This window comes from Citrobacter sp. RHB35-C21 (assembly GCF_013816515.1).
Taxonomy (GTDB): Bacteria; Pseudomonadota; Gammaproteobacteria; order Enterobacterales; family Enterobacteriaceae; genus Citrobacter; species Citrobacter braakii.
The window spans coordinates 156,601-174,504 of the sequence record NZ_CP057147.1; the positions used below are offsets into that span (position 1 = coordinate 156,601).

Below are 17,904 nucleotides of genomic sequence, written 5' to 3' on the forward strand. Positions count from 1 at the left end.
GATTCTCAAAATAGCATCCGTTTCCAGACACTTAATAATAAGACTGACCAGCAAACCAGGCGGTAATAAAATGATGATGAAGTATTTCTTTTGCGCGATCGTTCCCCTTTTACTGGTTGCGTGCGCCGACACCCAGCAGCCTGCACCCGCGCAGAAGGCGCAAAAGATCAAAGTCAGTGCAACACGTTCGCTGGATATGGAGTCACTGTGTAAAAATGAAGCGGCACAAATCTACAACACTGGTGTGCAGAAAATTGATATCTCCGGTCTGGAACAATTTCAGGGCAGCTATGAGATGCGTGGTTCTACCTTCCGTAAAGAGAGTTTTGTCTGCTCTTTTGATGCAGACGGGCAGTTTTTACACCTTTCCATGCGCTAAGTTCCCCCTTTTTCCCGTTTCGTACTGTATATCTTGCAGCCAGCGGGTATACTGACCGCTTCCTTTAAATCCACACGTATCCAGCACGAAATAATATGCAAAAGTTTGATACCAGGACCTTCCAGGGCTTGATCCTGACCTTACAGGATTACTGGGCTCGCCAGGGCTGCACCATCGTTCAACCATTGGACATGGAAGTCGGCGCGGGGACATCTCACCCAATGACCTGCCTGCGGGCGCTGGGGCCGGAACCGATGGCGACTGCTTATGTGCAGCCTTCTCGTCGTCCGACCGACGGCCGCTATGGCGAAAACCCGAACCGCTTACAGCACTACTATCAGTTCCAGGTAGTGATTAAGCCGTCTCCGGACAACATTCAGGAGCTGTACCTGGGTTCTCTGAAAGAGCTGGGTATGGACCCGACCATTCACGATATCCGTTTCGTGGAAGATAACTGGGAAAACCCAACGCTGGGTGCCTGGGGTCTGGGTTGGGAAGTGTGGCTGAACGGCATGGAAGTCACGCAGTTCACCTACTTCCAGCAGGTTGGTGGTCTGGAATGTAAACCAGTGACCGGGGAAATTACCTACGGTCTGGAACGTCTGGCCATGTACATTCAGGGCGTAGACAGCGTTTACGACCTGGTCTGGAGCGACGGCCCGCTGGGTAAAACCACTTACGGCGACGTGTTCCATCAGAACGAAGTGGAGCAATCCACCTACAACTTCGAATACGCCGACGTGGACTTCCTGTTCACCTGCTTCGAGCAGTACGAGAAAGAAGCGCAGCAGTTGCTGGCGCTGGAAAATCCGCTGCCGCTGCCTGCGTATGAACGTATTCTGAAAGCCGCCCATAGCTTCAACCTGCTGGATGCGCGTAAAGCCATCTCCGTCACCGAGCGTCAGCGCTATATCCTGCGTATTCGCACCCTGACCAAAGCAGTGGCAGAAGCTTACTACGCTTCCCGTGAAGCCCTTGGCTTCCCGATGTGCAACAAAGACAAATAAGAGGCGGCCATGTCTGAGAAAACTTTTCTGGTGGAAATCGGCACTGAAGAGCTGCCACCAAAAGCACTGCGCAGCCTGGCTGAGTCCTTTGCTGCGAACTTTACCGCGGAGCTGGATAATGCTGGCATCGCGCACGGCAACGTGGAGTGGTTCGCCGCGCCGCGTCGTCTGGCGTTGAAAGTCGCTGCCCTGGCTGAAGCACAACCCGACCGTGAAGTAGAAAAACGCGGCCCGGCCATCGCCCAGGCGTTTGACGCCGAAGGTAAACCGAGCAAAGCGGCCGAAGGTTGGGCGCGTGGCTGTGGCATCACGGTTGATCAGGCTGAGCGTCTGACCACCGACAAAGGCGAGTGGCTGCTGTATCGCGCGCATGTGAAAGGCGAAAGCGCTGAAGCGTTGCTGCCGAATATGATCGCCACCTCACTGGCGAAGCTGCCGATCCCGAAACTGATGCGCTGGGGCGCGTCTGACGTTCACTTCGTGCGTCCGGTTCACACCGTGACGTTGCTGCTGGGCGACAAAGTTATTCCGGCAACTATTCTGGGTATTCAGTCCGATCGCGTGATCCGCGGGCATCGCTTTATGGGCGAGCCGGAGTTCACCATCGATAATGCCGATCAGTACCCAGAAATTCTGCGTGAGCGCGGCAAAGTGATTGCGGATTACGCTGAGCGTAAAGCCAAAATCAAAGCCGATGCCGAAGACGCGGCGCGTAAAATTGGCGGCAACGCCGATCTGAGTGAAAGCCTGCTGGAAGAAGTCACCTCGCTGGTGGAATGGCCGGTCGTGCTGACCGCGAAGTTCGAAGAGAAATTCCTCGCTGTTCCGTCCGAAGCGCTGGTTCACACCATGAAAGGTGACCAGAAGTACTTCCCGGTATACGCGAACGACGGCAAACTGCTGCCGAATTTTATCTTCGTTGCCAACATCGAATCCAAAGACCCGCAGCAAATCATCTCCGGTAACGAGAAGGTGGTTCGTCCGCGTCTGGCGGATGCCGAATTCTTCTTCAATACAGACCGTAAAAAACGTCTGGAAGACCATCTGCCGCGTCTGCAAACCGTGCTGTTCCAACAGCAACTGGGTACGCTGCGCGACAAGACTGACCGTATCCAGGCGCTGGCGGGCTGGATTGCTGGTCAGATTGGCGCTGACGTTAACCACGCAACGCGTGCTGGCCTGCTGTCCAAGTGCGACCTGATGACCAACATGGTCTTCGAGTTCACCGATACTCAGGGCGTGATGGGCATGCACTACGCGCGTCACGATGGTGAAGCGGAAGATGTCGCTGTGGCGCTGAACGAGCAGTATCAGCCGCGTTTTGCCGGTGATGACCTGCCGTCTAACCCGGTTGCCTGTGCCGTGGCGATTGCCGATAAGATGGACACACTGGCGGGTATCTTCGGTATCGGTCAGCATCCGAAAGGCGACAAAGACCCGTTTGCGCTGCGTCGTGCCGCGCTGGGCGTACTGCGTATCATCGTTGAGAAGAACCTGAATCTGGATCTACAAACGTTGACCGAAGAAGCGGTTCGTCTGTATGGCGACAAGCTGACTAACGCCAACGTGGTGGATGATGTGATCGACTTTATGCTCGGTCGCTTCCGCGCCTGGTATCAGGATGAAGGTTACACCGTCGATACCATTCAGGCAGTACTGGCGCGTCGTCCGACTCGTCCGGCTGATTTCGACGCACGTATGAAGGCGGTTTCGCACTTCCGTACGCTGGAAGCCGCGTCCGCGCTGGCTGCAGCGAACAAGCGTGTATCGAACATCCTGGCGAAGTCTGAAGAGACGCTGAATGACCGTGTAAATTCGGCAACGCTGAAAGAGCCGGAAGAAATTGCGCTGGCGCTGCAGGTTGTGGTGCTGCGCGATAAGCTGGAGCCTGTCTTTGCAGCTGGTCGTTACCAGGAAGCGCTGGTTGAGTTGGCGGAACTGCGTGAACCGGTTGATGCGTTCTTCGAGAAAGTGATGGTCAACGTGGAAGATAAAGATCTGCGTATTAACCGTCTGTCTATGCTCGCAAAACTGCGCGAACTGTTCCTGCGCGTAGCGGATATTTCTCTGCTGCAGTAACGCTCCTGAGCTGACTTAGAAAAGCCGGATAAGCATTGTGCCATCCGGCTTTTTTGTATGTAGTTAGCGCAGCTGTAATTTTGTCAGACAGGTCTGGCTGTCTTCCATCGTCTTGATGGGATACTCCGCCGTTTTACCGTTGTAACTTACCGCGATTGTGCCTGCCATATTGCGCGGTAGCCATACCCCGACGAAGCCATTTCGACCGCTCTTCATCACTTTTTGTACCACCACCTCACCCTTGTTATCCGTCACTTTGACATTGAATGCCTTCTCCGGCATTTCGCCCTGGCAGCCAGAAAGGCTGTGGTTGAAGCAAGGATGTGTTTGCCATTCATAAGGGGCAAATGACAGATAGAACTTGTCACCGAGCGGTAGGGTATAAATCTGATCGCCCGAAGAGAGCTTCAGTTCGGTACTGGTGATAGATGCTGAGTACGGCAGCGGGCGGTTCTGTGGCGACTGGTCAATGGTCTCGACGATTTGCTCGACGGATTTACCGCTGAGCCCGTGTTCCGCCAGAAAAGCAGCTTCCGGAGTTGCTGCGAACGCGCTACCTGTAGTGAGCAAACCTAAAACCAGCAGCAGTGAGGATTTCGACATAGCTTCAATTCCTTGTGAATGTTGTGGAATACAGACTGGCTCACTATAAAGCTTGCCCTTAGGGAAAGGTCAAAGGGAGGACGGGTAAAGTAATGCAAAGAAGCGTTTAGGCGGGGAGTCTTGCGAAGTACAGATAAAAAAAATCCCCGCCGTTTGGCAGGGATTCAGAATTTTGAGCTTTTTAAGCTTACAGGCTGGTTACGTTGCCAGCTGCCGGGCCTTTAGCGCCGCTTTCGATGGTGAAGGAAACTTTCTGACCTTCGTCCAGAGATTTGTAGCCATCGTTCTGGATAGCAGAGAAGTGTACGAACACGTCTTTAGAGCCATCGTCAGGAGTGATGAAGCCGAAACCTTTGTCAGCGTTGAACCATTTTACGATACCAGTCATTTTACCGGACATAGTGTATTACCTTTTAAAAAATAAGTGTGCCTTTCGGCGATATGGCGTGCTTTACAGATTTTTTAACAGTAAAGGAAATGCTCACTACGAAGGGTATCAACGATAACTCTTGAAGGGACTTGCCTTACTAACTGCTGTAATGGTCTGTACGTCAAACCGTTGAGGGCATTAACTCATTTTACGCATGTGGATGCAACTACTATTTTCTTTTTTGTGGATAACCCCCTTAAGGGAACGGCCCTTTTACAGGACCGTTCATAAGTAAAATTGAAAAATAGTTCAATCCATCAGTTGCTTACTTAATCTTGGGTCTGCCTGAATCAGGCGCATTAACTTCAATTCGGTATTGGAAGGCTTTACGCGTTTAGACTCCCATTCATGAACCGTCGCGACCGTCACGCCCATCACCCGGGCAAAATCATCTGTTTTTAAACCTGTCCCTCGTCGTAGCTGTTCAAATTCGGTGAAAGGGTTGGTTTTTTGCGTCAGAGTAACCGTCTGCGATACATCTTTAAAAACAATCTGCTCCAGACTGCTCAGCAGTTCAAACATAGGATCTTTGTATTCCATTGAGAACTCCTACAAATCACACAGCGGGATCGTGAATTTCATCGAAGCTCATTAAGAGTAGTCGGAAAAAATGAAGCCGGATTTTAGGTTTGCGTGATGGATTCGTTTCAGCGGATCGTAGTCGACAATCTTTTGCAGGCTAACGAACTGATTAAGGTCGTGATCTGCGAACGATCGATCCCGATTGTAAAGATGACTAAAATATGACGTCGTGTGGTAAATGGCGCATTGTTTAGCAAAACGATGGGTGGCGGGAGCGGTTATTTTCCCCCACAAGATTACGCGGAAAGGGTATCTTGCGGGGCTGACCTGGACTATCCTTGTCAACGTCAGGCACGCGGGTGTCGTTGTGCGCATTTTTGGGTGAAAGGAGTATTAAAATGGCGACAGGTAAGTCCTGCTCTCGCTGGTTTGCGCCTGTTTTGGCGCTCTTAATGGTAGTTGGCCTGAGTGGGTGTTTTGATAAAGAAGGCGATCAACGCAAAGCGTTTATCGATTTTCTGCAGAATACTGCAATGCGTAGCGGAGAGCGTTTACCAACGCTGACCGCCGATCAGAAAAAACAGTTTGGCCCGTTTGTGTCCGATTACGCGATTCTGTATGGCTATTCGCAGCAGGTTAATCAGGCAATGGACTCCGGTCTGCGCCCGGTGGTTGATAGCGTAAATGCGATTCGTGTTCCTCAGGATTATGTGACTCAGCGTGAACCGCTGCGTCAGGCAAATGGTGCGTTGGGCGTATTAGGGCAACAGTTGCAGAATGCGAAACTGCAGGCAGATGCTGCGCATGGCGCGCTGAAGCAGGGCGAGGATCTGAAGCCGGTCTTTGACCAGGTCTACAATAAAGTCGTCACTGTACCTTCAGAGGCGCTACAGCCGCTGATCCCTGCCGCGCAAATCTTCACGCAGCAGTTAGTACAGGTCGGTGATTTTGTGGCACAGCAGGATACGCAGGTGAGCTTTGTCGCTAACGGTATCCAGTTCCCAACTTCACAGCAGGCAAGTCAGTACAACACGCTGATTGGCCCGTTGGCCTCTCAGCATCAGGCATTTAATCAGGCCTGGACTGCTGCGGTGAATGCCGCTCAGTAATGAAGGCGCTGTAATACATAAAAGGCCGGGTAAGCGTAAGCGCTACCCGGCCTTTTGTTTATGGCGCGACCTGCGGGTTCACGCAATTCTTCTCAACGCGTCCTTGCAGCGCATCGATTAAGTTATCCACCGCACAGGCCGCCATGTTATAGCGCGTTTCATGCGTAGCTGAACCTATGTGCGGCACGGCTACCACGTTTGGCAACGCCAATAACGGTGAGTCTGCCGGTAATGGCTCCTGCTCAAACACATCCAGGCCTGCGGCATGAATTTCCCCGCTTTGCAGGGCGGCAATCAGCGCTTTTTCATCGACCACTGGCCCACGCCCGGCGTTAATGAAAATGGCGGAGGACTTCATTTTGGCAAACTGTTCGGTACTAAACAGATGATGCGTTTCTTCGGTTAACGGCAGGATAAGGCAGACAAAATCGGACTCCTGCAACAGCGTATCGAGGTCGCAGTAACGCGCGTTGAAGCGTTCTTCCGCCTCCTGGTGATGACGGCGCGCGTTATAAAGAATCGGCATGCTAAAACCAAAATGCGCGCGTTGCGCCAGCGCCAGACCAATACGGCCCATGCCGACAATCCCCAGCGTTTTGTGGTGTACATCCGTACCAAACCAGTCCGGCCCGATACTTTTGGTCCACTCGCCAATTTTAACCCGTTCAGCAACTTCTACCACGCGGCGAGCGGTGCTTAACACCAGCGCCATTACCGTATCGGCGACAGTTTCCGTCAGCACGGTTGGCGTGTGCATCAACAGCACCTTGCGCGCGTTGAGGGCATCGACGTCGAAGTTGTCATAGCCTACGGAAATCGTGGATGTCGCACGTAGCCTGGGCATTCTCTCCAGTAGGGCGGTATTGACGGCTTCACTGGAACCCAGCATACCTTCCGCGTTGGCAAAAGCCTCGGCGTGCTGTGCGACCGTTTCCGGGCGCAGGTTAGGTACATGAGTCACAGTAAAATGCTCTTCCAGGCGATGCAGTAAATCGTCAGGTAACGCTTTATAGAGAATAATGGACGGCTTCATGCGAATCTCCGTAAGTTAAAATTTAAGCGTGGCGTGCGCCAATAGGTAATTGCTGATTATTAGCAGGCTTAACAATTAAAGTTAGCCATACTGAGACAAAAAGCGCTACCCCCATAAAAATGTACGAGGCGGATGGGCTGCCGGTTGCGCCATTGAGGTAGCCGACAAACCATGAACCAAAGAATGAGCCTAGCGCGCCCATGCTGTTAATCAGCGCCATTGCACCCCCGGCGACGTTGCGCGGCAGCATTTCCGGGATGATGGCGAAGAAGGGGCCATATGGGGCGTACATTGCCGCACCCGCAATAACTAACAGCGTGTAAGAAATCCAGAAGTGGTCTGCACCCACGGCCCAGGAGCCGATAAAAGCGAAAGCGGCTATCAATAACAGCGGCCAGACAAACAGTTTACGGTTTTGCAGCTTATCGGAGGCCCAGGAGACAAGGATCATCGCCGCCGTCGCCGCCAGATAAGGTACGGATGACAGCCAGCCAACCTCTACCATGCCCAGATTTGCGCCGCCGTTGCGGATAATCGACGGTAGCCACAGGACAAAACCATAGACGCCAATACTCCAGGCGAAATACTGCATGCACAGCAGGATGACGTTACGTGAGCGGAAGGCCTCGCTATAGTTACGCACGGCTTTGATGCCTTGCTGCTCTTTTTCCAGTTGCGCCTGAAGGGCGGCTTTTTCAGATTCTGACAGCCAGCCGACCTGAGACGGTTTGTCTTTTACCAATACCCACCAGCAGAACGCCCAGATGATGGCCGGGAAGCCCTCGATGATAAACATTTCCCGCCAGCCCAGCGCCTGAATCAGATAACCGGAAACCACAGACATCCACAGGACGGTAACCGGGTTGCCGAGGATCAGGAAAGTGTTAGCGCGCGAGCGCTCGGATTTCGTAAACCAGTTGCTGATATAAATCAGCATTGCGGGCATCACCGCGGCTTCAACGACGCCAAGAATAAAGCGGATGGCGGCAAGCATTGGAATATTGCTGACCATACCGGTTAACGACGCGCATGCGCCCCAGAGGATCAGACAGACAAAAATCAGTTTTCGTACGCTGCGCCGTTCTGCGTAAATCGCGCCTGGGATCTGAAAGAAGAAATAGCCGAGGAAAAACAGAGCGCCCAGCAGGGAAGAGATCCCTTTGGTAATGCCGAGGTCCTCGTTGATACCGGCGGCGGAGGCGAAGCTGAAGTTCGCACGGTCAAGGTACGCCAGGCTATACGTGATAAACACGATTGGCATAATGTACCACCAGCGTTTTGCTGCATTAGTTGAGCTATTCATAGACTGCCCTCTGGTTATGCTGATACGCCGCCTCTGTATGTAGGGTACAGAGACAGAGTTGGCCGGGAGTTTATTCCCCTAATTGTTCACGTGTGGGTAATCCTTCGCTGTCGCCCTGAACCTGAATGGCCAGTGCGCCGATTTTATTGCCGCGGGTCACCGCCTGATGCAGCGAACGGCCTTCCAGCAGGGCACTGATAACGCCCACGGCAAAGCCATCGCCTGCGCCGACCGTATCGACCACGTTGTCGACTTTTACCGGTGCAACGCAACCTTGTTCACCGCTGGCTGTTTTGTACCAGGCACCATCAGCCCCGGTTTTGATGATCACGGCCTTCACTCCGTGACGCAGATAAAAGTCGGCGATGGCTTCAGGCGTCTGTTGGCCGGTTAAAATCATCCCCTCTTTTAATCCAGGTAAAACCCAGTCAGCCTGGAATGCCAGCCGGTTCAGTTTTTCCACCATCTCGGCTTCGCTTTTCCACAGCACCGGACGCAAATTTGGATCGAACGAGATGGTCTTCCCCTGGGCTTTCAGCGTGCGGGCGGTGTGCGCCAGTAGTTCATAGGAACTGGCAGAAAGCGCAGCCGCCACGCCGCTCAGGTGCAAGTGGCGCGCGCTGGCGAAATAGTCCTCGTGATAGTCCTCAACGCTGAGGTGGCTGGCGGCGGACCCTTTGCGGAAATACTCCACAATGGGATCGGTTCCATTTTCGACCTTAGATTTAAGCTGAAAGCCGGTAGCGTAACGCCCGTCCTGGGTAACTCCCTGCGCATCAATCCCTTCTTTTTCCAGCGACTTAACGATAAAACGACCAAAACTGTCATTGCCTACGCGGCTCACCCAGCCGACCTTCAGGCCCAGACGAGCAAGACCGGTCGCCACGTTGAGTTCAGCGCCTGCAACGCGCTTGATAAACTGTTCTACATCCGTCAGTTCGCCGGTTTGCGTGGCGACAAACATCGCCATCGCTTCACCAATAGTGACCGCATCCAGTGAATTTTTCATGTGTTACTCCTCGCGTAACAGCTCGACGTAGTGGCGGGTAACCGCCGTCAAATCCTGCCCTTCCAGGGGGAACTCAATACCGCGCGGAACATCGTTGGGCAGCGTTTTTAACAGCGCCAGCCAGCGTGAATCTGCTTCATCAGGCGGTACGGCACGGTAGCTATCGCGATGCGTAACTGCGGCTTTGACATGGATATATCCGACGGTTGGCGCCAGGTTCTGCGCGGCCTGTTCCGGGGAGTCGCCAACCCACAGCCAGTTGCCCATATCGAAAGTCAGAGATATCGGCAGGTTTTGCGTCTGACAGGCTTCATTAAAGCGTTGCATCGGCTGCAGGCGTCCGCAGGCGGTCTGATCGTTTTCCACAACCAGCTCCATGCCGCTGTTGTCCAGCCATTCACGTAAATCGTCGAACTGTTCGGTATGGGAAAAATGACCGAGAGAGACTTTTAACCACAGCGCCTGTAGGGCCTGCGCTTCTTCGAGGAGCTGCGGAAGTCGGGGATTCAGGTTCCCATCCTCAAGGAATAACGGTTCAGGCGCTGAATAACAGGCCAGCAGGCCGAAGAGTTCGATTGCAGAGGCCATTGTGGACAGCGTTTTCAGCTCGGCGTCGGTTAATAACTCGCGGCGGATTTCGACGCCGTCAGCACCGGCTTCGGCAATGATGGGCAACATTGCCGTTTGCCCGCCTGCTGCCCGCACCTGGTCGTAGCCGTAGGCGGCGGTAACCACCATAATTTTTCTTTTCATGGAAACTCCAGACTAGCATTCTTGTTATAACGCTATATGGAACCGGTTCCAAAGAAAAGCTCATGATGTCGAATTTATGATCACCATCACGAAGGAAATTTAACGGGCGGTTGAGCCGCGTACGATCAGCTCGCCGGAGAATACCTGTTCCTGAATGGCAGCAGAACCGCCATCAATTCGGCGTACAACCTGCTCAACGGCGGTGTAGCCAATCTGCCATGTGGGTTGTTTCAACGTGGTGATACCGACGCCCGCCAGCTCCGCCCATTCCAGTTCGTCAAAACCGAGCAGGCCGATATCGCTGCCCCAGTTAAGGCCAATGCGCTTCAGGGCGCGGGCAACCTGCAGCGTGAGAGCGCCGTTGGCAGAGATAACGGCTTTGCGCATCCCCCGATGCTGCTGGTGAAACTGGCGCAGCGTGTCATCCAGTTGCGTATTGTCCGTTAGCGGGACTTCGGCATTTTGCGCGATAACGCCGGGGTACTGTGCGAGCGTGGCGCGAAAAGCGCTCAGGCGTTCGCGGCGGGTATTCACCATGCCCAGCGGCTCGCTGAGGAACAGGATGGCTTCAAAACCTTGCTCGACCAGATGTTCAGTGGCAACCGTTGCCGCCTGGGTGTTATCCAGCCCGACCATATCACAGGCAAAATCGGGAATTTTACGGTCAATCAGAACCATCGGCAGCGCAGACTGTTGCAGACGGTTCAGCCCCTCTTCGCGCATTCCAACGGCGTTGACCACAATCCCTTCGACCTGGTAGCTGCGCAGCAGGTCGAGATAATGCAGCTCCTGATCCACTTCGTTGTTGGTGTTACACACCAGCGGGGTAAAGCCCTTATCGCGACAGGCGGCTTCAATACCGCTTAACACGTTGACGGAGTAGGGATTAGTAATATCGGCGATGATCAGACCAATCAGACGGGTACGACCGTGTTTCAGGCCTCTTGCCATCAGGCTGGGACGGTAGTCGAGATCGGCAATGGCTTGTTCAATGCGGGCCAGTAGCGCGTCGGAAAGCAGGTGCTTTTCACCGTTGAGGTAGCGTGAAATGCTGGTCTTGCCGGTTTTTGCGGCTTTCGCCACATCGCTGATGGTTGCCCGTGTTGATTTGCTCATCGCTGATTTCCCTAAATTTGGTGACAACACCTTAACGCGAAAATCAACGATGGCAAGTGCTTCATGCCGGATAAGACGCTGCCATTATCCGGCACAAAAAGTTACTGGAGCGGGCTTAAGGTGATCTCTACGCGGCGGTTTTGTGCTTTACCTTCCGCCGTGCTGTTACTGGCGATCGGGTTTGCCGGGCCCATACCCTGAGTGCGGATACGGTTAGCGGCGACGCCTTGAGTGATTAAGGCGCTGGCCACGGAGTCCGCGCGCTGCTGCGACAGGCGCATATTCAGATCCTGACTGCCGGTGCTGTCGGTGAAGCCGAGCACGTTGACGGCGGTTTTATTGTACTCTTTCAGTACCATTGCCACGCCAGTCAGGGTGTTGGCACCCGCAGGTTTCAGGTTGCTGCTGTTGCTGTCGAAGGTGACGTTATTTGGCATATTCAGAATGATGTTATCGCCACTGCGCGTCACGCTGACGCCCGTTCCCTGCATTTTGTCGCGCAGTTTTGCTTCCTGCACGTCCATGTAATAGCCGACACCGCCGCCAACGGCCGCGCCAGCCGCCGCACCAATCAGCGCGCCTTTGCCGCGATCTTTCTTCGAAGAAGAGAGTGCGCCAATACCCGCGCCGACCAGAGAGCCAATACCCGCGCCAATGCCGGATTTACCCGCTTCGCGTTCTCCGGTGTAAGGGTTTGTTGTGCAGCCAGAAACCGCCAGGGCGCCGCTCACGATGGCAGCAATAACAAAAACACGTTTCTTCATCTTAATTCCTTAATGACTTTTTCTTCTTTGCCACAGCGACCGTGGCGGTTGATTATGACGTGTGAACATGAAGAAAATTCCAGGGAACACTCTGAAATTTGTAAGTAACATTGAACGGCATAATAAATAAGCCGTCACATCGCATTCAGGAGCGCCATCTTGGCTAATTCACCCGCACATTACTCGGTGTTAACCGCCGCCCACTGGGGACCTATTCTCGTCGAAACCGATGGCGAGACGGTTTTCTCCTCTCGCGGCGCGCTGCCCACCGCCCATCCCAACTCTTTGCAAACCGTGGTGCGCGACCAGGTACACAGTAAAACGCGGGTACGTTTTCCCATGGTGCGTAAAGGCTTTCTCGCCTCGCCGGAGAATCCGCAGGGGGTGCGCGGGCAGGATGAATTTGTTCGTGTCAGTTGGGACGACGCGCTGAATCTTATCCATACGCAGCATAAACGCATCCGTGACAGCTACGGCCCGGCCTCGATTTTTGCCGGTTCCTACGGCTGGCGTTCCAACGGCGTGTTACACAAAGCAGCGACCCTGCTACAGCGTTATATGGCGCTGGCGGGTGGTTATACCGGGCATCTGGGGGATTACTCGACGGGTGCTGCGCAGGCCATCATGCCGTACGTGGTGGGCGGTAACGAAGTTTACCAGCAGCAGACCAGTTGGCCGGTGGTGCTGGAGAACAGCGAAGTGGTGGTGTTATGGAGCGCCAATCCGCTGAATACCCTGAAAATTGCCTGGAACGCCTCCGACGAGCAGGGCCTCGCTTACTTTGAGGCACTGCGTGGCAGCGGGAAGCGGTTGATCTGTATCGATCCGATGCGATCGGAAAGCGTCGATTTCTTTGGCGAGAAGATGGAATGGATCGCTCCACATATGGGAACCGACGTGGCGCTGATGCTGGGTATCGCGCATACGCTGGTGGAAAACGGCTGGCACGACGCGGACTTTCTTGCCCGGTGTACGACCGGATATGACCGTTTTGCTGACTATCTGCTGGGCAAATCTGACGATGTTGCAAAAACGGCAGAATGGGCCGCTGAAATTTGTGGCGTTCCGGCGACGAAAATACGTGAACTTGCGGCGATATTTCACAAAAACACCACCATGCTGATGGCGGGATGGGGTATGCAACGCCAGCAGTATGGCGAGCAGAAACACTGGATGATTGTCACGCTGGCCGCCATGCTCGGGCAAATCGGGACGCCTGGCGGCGGCTTTGGGCTGTCGTATCATTTTGCCAACGGCGGCAACCCCACGCGCCGTGCTGCGGTGCTGGCTTCAATGCAGGGCAGCGTTAAAAACGGCACCGACGCGGTGGATAAAATCCCGGTGGCGCGAATTGTTGAAGCGCTGGAGAACCCGGGTGGTTTTTATCAGCACAACGGGATGGACCGCCATTTCCCGGACATCCGTATGCTGTGGTGGGCGGGCGGCGCTAACTTCACCCATCATCAGGACACCAACCGTCTGATTCGCGCCTGGCAAAAACCGGAGCTGGTGGTTATCTCAGAGTGTTTCTGGACAGCCGCAGCGAAGCATGCGGATATCGTGCTGCCAGCGACGACGTCTTTTGAGCGTAATGATTTGACCATGACTGGCGATTACAGCAACCAGCATCTGGTGCCGATGAAGCAGGTTGTATCGCCGCAGGATGAAGCGCGAAATGATTTTGATGTCTTTGCCGAGCTGAGTGAACGCTGGGAGAAGGGCGGATATGAGCGATTTACCGAAGGCAAAAGCGAGCTGGAATGGCTGGAGACTTTTTACAACATTGCCGGGCAGCGTGGGGCTAGCCAGCAGGTGACGTTGCCGCCATTCACCGAGTTTTGGCAGCGGAATGCGCTGATCGAAATGCCAGAAAACGCCGCCAGCGCGCAGTTTATCCGTTTCGCGGATTTTCGCCGCAACCCACAGGCGCATCCGCTGAAAACGGACAGCGGTAAAATTGAAATCTACTCCGCGAGGATTGCCAGTTACGGTTACGCGGACTGTGCGGGGCATCCGATGTGGCTGGAGCCGGATGAGTGGTTCGGTAACGCCGAGCCGGGCCAGTTACAGCTGCTTTCCGCCCATCCGGCGCACCGTTTGCACAGTCAGCTAAATTACAGCGCGTTGCGCGAACAGTATGCGGTAGCGGATCGTGAGCCCGTCACGATTCATCCGCAGGATGCCAAAGCGCGCGGTATTGCGGATGGCGACACGGTCAGGGTGTGGAACCAGCGTGGGCACGTTCTGGCGGGAGCGGTCGTGACGACGGGAATTAAACCCGGTGTCATCTGTATTCATGAGGGCGCCTGGCCTGATTTGGACCTCGCCGCCAACGGTATTTGTAAAAATGGCGCCGTCAACGTGCTGACCAAAGATCTCCCCAGCTCGAAGCTGGGGAATGGCTGTGCGGGCAACACTGCGCTGGCGTGGCTCGAAAAATACAGCGGACCAACGTTGACGCTTACGGCGTTTGATCCGCCTGCCAACCCATAATCCACGTGGGATGGTGAGTCTCTTCCTGCCATGCGCCATCTTCAATGCGAAAACCCAGCGCATGGTAGAAGTTCACCGCTGATTGATTCTTCTGGTAGACCTCGAGGCTGAGTAACGAAAAGCGCTGCTGCACATGCTGCACCAGCGCTTTGCCGATCCCGCTTCTGATGGCGGCAGGTGCCACGAACAGCGCGCCGAGAAAGCGGTCGTCAATGACGCTGGCAAAGCCTTTGAGCACCCCTTCTTCTTCCCATACCCAGGTTTGTGCGGCTGGCAGATAAACATCCCGCACGATGGATTCACTTTCGCGCCAGTAGCGTTCTTCGATAAACGGATGGGCATGGATCGTGCTTTCCATCCACAGCGCCAGAATCGACGGTAGATCGTCAGCCTTTGATTCACGAATCATGTTGTTCTCTCGGGTAACAGATACAGCTGGTGACATGGTCGTTGACCAGGCCGCATGCCTGCATAAAGGAGTAACAAATGGTGGTGCCGACAAACTTAAATCCGCGTTTTTTTAACGCTTTAGACAGCGCATCTGACGCCGATGTAGAGGTGGGGATATCGCTCAGGTTGGCGGCGCGGGTCAGTTGCGGTTGGTTATCAACAAACGACCAGACGAACTCGCTAAATGATTCTCCGTTTTGCGCCATGGTCAGAAAGGCGCGAGCGTTGCCGATAATGGCCTGAATTTTTCCTCGATGGCGAATAATACCTGCATCCAGTACCAGTCTTTCCACATCCTCTTCAGTCATGGCCGCCACTTTTTCCGGGTCAAAATGGTGGAAGGCGTGGCGATAATTTTCCCGTTTCTTTAGCACGGTGATCCACGATAAACCGGCCTGTTGGCCTTCCAGACAGATCATTTCGAACAGCTTGTTGCCATCTGTTTCGGGGACGCCCCATTCCTTGTCGTGGTAGGCAATGTAAAGTGGGTCCTGGCTGACCCATCCGCAACGCTGCATATTCTTCCTCGCTGTTTTTACTGGCGTAAAAATTTCATTCGGCCCGCCTTGACGCGCCAGCTAAAAAGACAATATTTAATACAGGGCCTGATGGGCCCGATATCCTTCACACAATGACAATAATATCGCCGAATTCGGCTCTTTTCTGGAGTCGCGTTGATGATTATAAGAAACAGTAGTGGTCGCCAAAGGTTAACTCTGGCGAGCGTCGTAGTTTGTGCGCTGTTCATCAATACAGCATATGGCTGGCAACAAGAATATATCGTTGATGCGATGTCAGGGCATACGGCTGAACGTTATACATGGGACAGCGATCACCAACCACGTTATAACGACATTCTGGAAGAACGTATTCGCTCCACTCAAAACGTGGCGGGTCCCGTGGTGAATCTGGCGGATGAAACGCCTATGGATGCGACCAGCGGCATGAGTATGGGCTGGAACTTTCCGCTTTCAAGGCAGGTGATGACCGGTCCGGTGGCCGCGCTGCATTATGACGGTTCGACCACGTCTACTTACAACGAATTTGGCGATAGCGTGACGTCGGTAACGCAGAACGATCCGCTGTGGCATGCCAGCGTCAGCACGTTAGGCTGGCGAGTCAATTCTCAGTTCGGTGATGTGCGACCGTGGGCGCAAATCAGCTATAACCAGCAGTTTGGCGAGAATATCTGGAAAGCGCAGTCGGGCCTCAGTCGCATGACGGCGGCGGGTCAAGACGGTAACTGGCTGGATGTTACCGTTGGCGCAGATATGCTGTTGAACCGGCACATGGCGGCTTACGCGGCGCTTTCGCAGGCGGAAAATAGCACCAATAACAGCGACTATATGTACACCATGGGAGTGAGTGCCAAATTTTAACGCAAACAATCATCATATAAACATCTCTGTTACATATTGAGATCAACAATCACACGCCCCTCAGCGATAGCGTGTACTAACTCTTACGATAAAATTCAGTAACCCGACTTTTTGTCTCGTCATTCATTCCGCATTCCAGGCATTTCATTCCGTCCTGGTGGCATTTCATGCCGTTTTCTCCTGGCCATAAAAGCGCTTCGGTATGGTTGTTGGCAGAGAATTTCCCATTTTGCTTATGCAGGAAGACTGCCATGAAAACTTCTGATTATCAGCGCACTCGCTGGCTAACACTGATCGGCACGATTATTACCCAATTTGCTTTAGGTTCTGTTTATACCTGGAGCCTGTTTAATGGCGCGCTCTCTTCTAAGCTCGATGCGCCGGTAAGTCAGGTGGCATTTTCCTTTGGCCTGCTGAGTCTCGGGCTGGCGATTTCCTCTTCCGTTGCCGGCAAGCTGCAGGAACGTTTTGGCGTGAAACGCGTCACCATGGCCTCCGGTATTTTACTCGGCGTCGGTTTCTTCTTAACCGCCTATTCCAACAGCCTGATTATGCTGTGGCTGAGCGCCGGTGTGCTGGTTGGTCTGGCGGACGGCGCAGGTTACCTGTTAACGCTTTCCAACTGCGTAAAATGGTTCCCTGAGCGTAAAGGGCTGATTTCCGCCTTTGCCATCGGTTCTTATGGCCTTGGCAGCCTCGGTTTTAAATTTATCGACAGCCAACTGCTGAGCACCGTGGGCCTGGAAAAAACCTTCATGATTTGGGGGGCGATCGTACTGGTGATGATCGTCTTTGGCTCCACGCTGATGAAAGATGCGCCGAATCAGGAAGTGAAAGCGAAGAATGGCGTAGTTGAGAACGACTACACCCTGGCGCAGTCCATGCGCAAACCGCAGTACTGGATGCTGGCAGTCATGTTCCTGACAGCGTGTATGAGCGGTCTGTACGTCATTGGCGTGGCGAAAGATATCGCACAAAGCCTGGCGCATATGGATGTGGCGACGGCGGCGAATGCGGTTACCGTCATTTCTATCGCGAACCTGTCGGGTCGTCTGGTGCTGGGGATTCTGTCCGATAAAATCTCCCGTATTCGCGTGATCACCATTGGTCAGGTCGTTTCTCTGGTCGGTATGGCTGCACTGTTGTTCGCGCCGCTGAATGACGTAAGCTTCTTTATGGCTATTGCCTGTGTCGCATTTAACTTTGGCGGCACCATCACCGTATTCCCGTCACTGGTCAGCGAGTTCTTCGGTCTGAATAACCTGGCTAAAAACTACGGTGTTATTTACCTGGGCTTCGGTATCGGTAGCATTTGCGGTTCCATTATCGCCTCGCTGTTTGGCGGGTTCTATGTGACCTTCTGCGTCATCTTTGCGCTGTTAATCATTTCGCTGGCGCTTTCTACCACTATTCGTCAGCCACAACGTAGCGTCTATACCGAGGCGCACGCCTAAATCTATTAGTAGTATGATTAA

The 17,904-nt window shown here is 53.7% G+C and carries 18 protein-coding genes; 7 read left to right on the top strand and 11 right to left on the bottom strand.

Going from position 1 to position 17,904, the window contains the following annotated elements:
* Positions 1-70 precede the first annotated feature (70 nt).
* From HVZ39_RS00740 to glyS, 3 genes are all read left to right on the top strand, one after another.
* On the top strand, positions 71-379 hold the full coding sequence (locus HVZ39_RS00740) for a YsaB family lipoprotein (protein ID WP_181633110.1): 309 nt from the start codon (positions 71-73) through the stop codon (positions 377-379).
* A 95-nt stretch (positions 380-474) separates the two neighbouring features.
* Positions 475-1,386 carry a glycine--tRNA ligase subunit alpha gene (gene glyQ / locus HVZ39_RS00745; RefSeq protein WP_001168551.1) on the top strand — a complete coding sequence of 304 codons (912 nt, stop codon included), beginning with the start codon at positions 475-477 and terminating at the stop codon, positions 1,384-1,386.
* Positions 1,387-1,395: 9 nt separating this feature from the next.
* On the top strand, positions 1,396-3,465 hold the full coding sequence (glyS, locus tag HVZ39_RS00750) for a glycine--tRNA ligase subunit beta (protein ID WP_016157728.1): 2,070 nt from the start codon (positions 1,396-1,398) through the stop codon (positions 3,463-3,465).
* 63 nt (positions 3,466-3,528) lie between these two features.
* On the opposite strand, the gene cueP is transcribed toward glyS, so the two are convergent.
* The 3 genes from cueP to HVZ39_RS00765 form a co-directional block, all read right to left on the bottom strand.
* On the bottom strand, positions 3,529-4,068 hold the full coding sequence (gene cueP / locus HVZ39_RS00755; protein ID WP_046275781.1) for a copper-binding periplasmic metallochaperone CueP: 540 nt from the start codon (positions 4,066-4,068) through the stop codon (positions 3,529-3,531).
* Positions 4,069-4,255: 187 nt separating this feature from the next.
* Complete coding sequence (gene cspA, locus HVZ39_RS00760) at positions 4,256-4,468, bottom strand: RNA chaperone/antiterminator CspA (RefSeq protein ID WP_000014594.1); 213 nt, start codon at positions 4,466-4,468, stop codon at positions 4,256-4,258.
* Positions 4,469-4,747: 279 nt separating this feature from the next.
* Positions 4,748-5,038 carry an HTH-type transcriptional regulator gene (locus HVZ39_RS00765; protein ID WP_016157726.1) on the bottom strand — a complete coding sequence of 97 codons (291 nt, stop codon included), beginning with the start codon at positions 5,036-5,038 and terminating at the stop codon, positions 4,748-4,750.
* A gap of 380 nt (positions 5,039-5,418) precedes the next feature.
* Between HVZ39_RS00765 and HVZ39_RS00770 the strand changes: the two genes are divergently transcribed.
* Positions 5,419-6,129 (top strand): DUF3053 domain-containing protein, encoded by a 711-nt coding sequence (locus tag HVZ39_RS00770; protein WP_016154915.1) that lies wholly within the window; start codon positions 5,419-5,421, stop codon positions 6,127-6,129.
* Positions 6,130-6,187: 58 nt separating this feature from the next.
* On the opposite strand, the gene ghrB is transcribed toward HVZ39_RS00770, so the two are convergent.
* The 6 genes from ghrB to HVZ39_RS00800 form a co-directional block, all read right to left on the bottom strand.
* A complete protein-coding gene (gene ghrB / locus HVZ39_RS00775) occupies positions 6,188-7,162 on the bottom strand; it encodes a glyoxylate/hydroxypyruvate reductase GhrB (protein WP_109017915.1) in 975 nt (324 codons plus the stop codon).
* A gap of 22 nt (positions 7,163-7,184) precedes the next feature.
* Positions 7,185-8,465 (bottom strand): MFS transporter, encoded by a 1,281-nt coding sequence (locus HVZ39_RS00780; RefSeq protein WP_003827389.1) that lies wholly within the window; start codon positions 8,463-8,465, stop codon positions 7,185-7,187.
* 70 nt (positions 8,466-8,535) lie between these two features.
* Positions 8,536-9,474: a sugar kinase gene (locus HVZ39_RS00785; RefSeq protein ID WP_046275780.1), complete on the bottom strand. Its 939-nt coding sequence runs from the start codon at positions 9,472-9,474 to the stop codon at positions 8,536-8,538.
* A gap of 3 nt (positions 9,475-9,477) precedes the next feature.
* Positions 9,478-10,227, bottom strand: coding sequence for a hypothetical protein (locus tag HVZ39_RS00790; RefSeq protein ID WP_016154912.1), 750 nt, complete (start codon positions 10,225-10,227; stop codon positions 9,478-9,480).
* A 99-nt stretch (positions 10,228-10,326) separates the two neighbouring features.
* A complete protein-coding gene (locus HVZ39_RS00795; RefSeq protein ID WP_005133828.1) occupies positions 10,327-11,343 on the bottom strand; it encodes a LacI family DNA-binding transcriptional regulator in 1,017 nt (338 codons plus the stop codon).
* A gap of 101 nt (positions 11,344-11,444) precedes the next feature.
* A complete protein-coding gene (locus tag HVZ39_RS00800; protein ID WP_016157720.1) occupies positions 11,445-12,107 on the bottom strand; it encodes an OmpA family lipoprotein in 663 nt (220 codons plus the stop codon).
* A gap of 159 nt (positions 12,108-12,266) precedes the next feature.
* Here HVZ39_RS00800 and HVZ39_RS00805 point away from each other — a divergent pair, with 159 nt between their 5' ends.
* Positions 12,267-14,600: a molybdopterin guanine dinucleotide-containing S/N-oxide reductase gene (locus tag HVZ39_RS00805; protein WP_181633111.1), complete on the top strand. Its 2,334-nt coding sequence runs from the start codon at positions 12,267-12,269 to the stop codon at positions 14,598-14,600.
* Here HVZ39_RS00805 and HVZ39_RS00810 read toward each other — a convergent pair.
* Both HVZ39_RS00810 and tag read right to left on the bottom strand, forming a co-directional pair.
* On the bottom strand, positions 14,569-15,009 hold the full coding sequence (locus tag HVZ39_RS00810) for an N-acetyltransferase (protein WP_016157718.1): 441 nt from the start codon (positions 15,007-15,009) through the stop codon (positions 14,569-14,571). The genes HVZ39_RS00805 and HVZ39_RS00810 overlap by 32 nt on opposite strands.
* Positions 14,999-15,568 (bottom strand): DNA-3-methyladenine glycosylase I, encoded by a 570-nt coding sequence (gene tag, locus HVZ39_RS00815; protein WP_181633112.1) that lies wholly within the window; start codon positions 15,566-15,568, stop codon positions 14,999-15,001. Before tag ends, HVZ39_RS00810 begins: the two co-directional genes overlap by 11 nt.
* Before the next feature lie 159 nt (positions 15,569-15,727).
* On the opposite strand from tag, the gene HVZ39_RS00820 reads away from it, so the two are divergent.
* Together HVZ39_RS00820 and HVZ39_RS00825 are read left to right on the top strand one after the other, a co-directional pair.
* Positions 15,728-16,429, top strand: a complete 702-nt coding sequence (locus HVZ39_RS00820) for an autotransporter outer membrane beta-barrel domain-containing protein (RefSeq protein WP_016154907.1) — start codon at positions 15,728-15,730, stop codon at positions 16,427-16,429.
* A gap of 251 nt (positions 16,430-16,680) precedes the next feature.
* Entirely contained in the window at positions 16,681-17,883 is a 1,203-nt protein-coding gene (locus HVZ39_RS00825) for an MFS transporter (RefSeq protein ID WP_181633113.1), read from the top strand.
* Positions 17,884-17,904: the final 21 nt, after the last annotated feature.

What these genes read in the sequence shown, in the direction of transcription:
- HVZ39_RS00740 (WP_181633110.1), top strand. Translation starts at nt 71, where the DNA reads ATGATGATGAAGTATTTCTTTTGCGCGATCGTTCCCCTTTTACTGGTT.
- glyQ (WP_001168551.1), top strand. Translation starts at nt 475, where the DNA reads ATGCAAAAGTTTGATACCAGGACCTTCCAGGGCTTGATCCTGACCTTA.
- glyS (WP_016157728.1), top strand. Translation starts at nt 1,396, where the DNA reads ATGTCTGAGAAAACTTTTCTGGTGGAAATCGGCACTGAAGAGCTGCCA.
- cueP (WP_046275781.1), bottom strand. Translation starts at nt 4,068, where the DNA reads ATGTCGAAATCCTCACTGCTGCTGGTTTTAGGTTTGCTCACTACAGGT.
- cspA (WP_000014594.1), bottom strand. Translation starts at nt 4,468, where the DNA reads ATGTCCGGTAAAATGACTGGTATCGTAAAATGGTTCAACGCTGACAAA.
- HVZ39_RS00765 (WP_016157726.1), bottom strand. Translation starts at nt 5,038, where the DNA reads ATGGAATACAAAGATCCTATGTTTGAACTGCTGAGCAGTCTGGAGCAG.
- HVZ39_RS00770 (WP_016154915.1), top strand. Translation starts at nt 5,419, where the DNA reads ATGGCGACAGGTAAGTCCTGCTCTCGCTGGTTTGCGCCTGTTTTGGCG.
- ghrB (WP_109017915.1), bottom strand. Translation starts at nt 7,162, where the DNA reads ATGAAGCCGTCCATTATTCTCTATAAAGCGTTACCTGACGATTTACTG.
- HVZ39_RS00780 (WP_003827389.1), bottom strand. Translation starts at nt 8,465, where the DNA reads ATGAATAGCTCAACTAATGCAGCAAAACGCTGGTGGTACATTATGCCA.
- HVZ39_RS00785 (WP_046275780.1), bottom strand. Translation starts at nt 9,474, where the DNA reads ATGAAAAATTCACTGGATGCGGTCACTATTGGTGAAGCGATGGCGATG.
- HVZ39_RS00790 (WP_016154912.1), bottom strand. Translation starts at nt 10,227, where the DNA reads ATGAAAAGAAAAATTATGGTGGTTACCGCCGCCTACGGCTACGACCAG.
- HVZ39_RS00795 (WP_005133828.1), bottom strand. Translation starts at nt 11,343, where the DNA reads ATGAGCAAATCAACACGGGCAACCATCAGCGATGTGGCGAAAGCCGCA.
- HVZ39_RS00800 (WP_016157720.1), bottom strand. Translation starts at nt 12,107, where the DNA reads ATGAAGAAACGTGTTTTTGTTATTGCTGCCATCGTGAGCGGCGCCCTG.
- HVZ39_RS00810 (WP_016157718.1), bottom strand. Translation starts at nt 15,009, where the DNA reads ATGATTCGTGAATCAAAGGCTGACGATCTACCGTCGATTCTGGCGCTG.
- tag (WP_181633112.1), bottom strand. Translation starts at nt 15,568, where the DNA reads ATGCAGCGTTGCGGATGGGTCAGCCAGGACCCACTTTACATTGCCTAC.
- HVZ39_RS00820 (WP_016154907.1), top strand. Translation starts at nt 15,728, where the DNA reads ATGATTATAAGAAACAGTAGTGGTCGCCAAAGGTTAACTCTGGCGAGC.
- HVZ39_RS00825 (WP_181633113.1), top strand. Translation starts at nt 16,681, where the DNA reads ATGAAAACTTCTGATTATCAGCGCACTCGCTGGCTAACACTGATCGGC.